Genomic DNA, 969 nt, shown 5'->3' with positions numbered 1-969 from the left:
GCTTGTGAAGCAGATGCTATCAAGGCATTATCAAAATTATCAACCCAGTTCAAATATCACCAAATTAACGAAAGTAAGGTTACTCCAGCCAAATCTAATAAAAAAGATTCTCTAAATGAAATATCCTACCAAATATCAGCTACAGTCTGCCAGGATGAAAGTAAAATTAATACAGAATTGCTGAGTGCAGGACGTTTTATTATTGCTACGAATGTTTTAGATTCACAGGAACTTAGTGATGATTCTATGCTCAGGGAATATAAAGCTCAACAATCATGTGAACGGGGGTTTGGTTTTCTCAAAGACCCATTATTTTTTGCCGATAGTATTTTCCTTAAAAGTCCTGAGAGAATAGAGTCTATGGGAATGATTATGGGTTTATGTCTCTTGGTTTATACATTGGCTCAACGTCAAATTAGAAATGCTCTGAAAGAGTCTAAATCAACAATTAAAAATCAATTAGGTAAAGCAACTAATTCCCCTACTTTACGCTGGATTTTTCAATGCTTTCATTGTATTCATTTGATTACACTCAATCAGGAGGAACATATTTCTAATTGGAATAAGGACAGAGATTTTATCTTGCGTCTTTTACCAGATGATTGTTTACGTTACTATCAATTAGCCACCTAATTATTATCTCTATCAATTTAATTTCTATGAGTGAACATGAGCTAATATCTTTGATTTATAGCTCCATTTTACTATGTCTATAATTTAGTTTTTTACTTTAATTGATTAGTCTAAATTATGATTTGTCTCTTGGATTTCTTCTTTTATTTATCTGTTGACTCCTCTAGGTGGTGTTAATTCTTATTGCTCCTTATTGAGAATAGGTTTTGATGCCATTTTTGGTGCTTTACTGTTTCTCAAATGCCTTTTTTCGCTCCTTATGTTTATTTTTATGCTCACTTTGATTTTTTCTCTCCGTAATTTCTCTCTGTGACAGCTTAGGGTGCGGAATGTGGG

General features: G+C 32.9%; 1 protein-coding gene. It reads left to right on the top strand.

Annotated features, from left to right (window positions below; translation table 11 throughout):
- Positions 1–633 (top strand): IS1634 family transposase (locus MICAI_RS16640; RefSeq protein ID WP_039900418.1); only part of this gene is annotated, 633 nt, incomplete at its 5' end.
- Positions 634–969 lie beyond the last annotated feature (336 nt).

This window comes from Microcystis sp. T1-4 (assembly GCF_000297435.1).
Classification (GTDB): domain Bacteria; phylum Cyanobacteriota; class Cyanobacteriia; order Cyanobacteriales; family Microcystaceae; genus Microcystis.
Note: the sequence above shows the minus strand (reverse complement) of the source record. Positions and strands in the feature narration are given on the sequence as shown.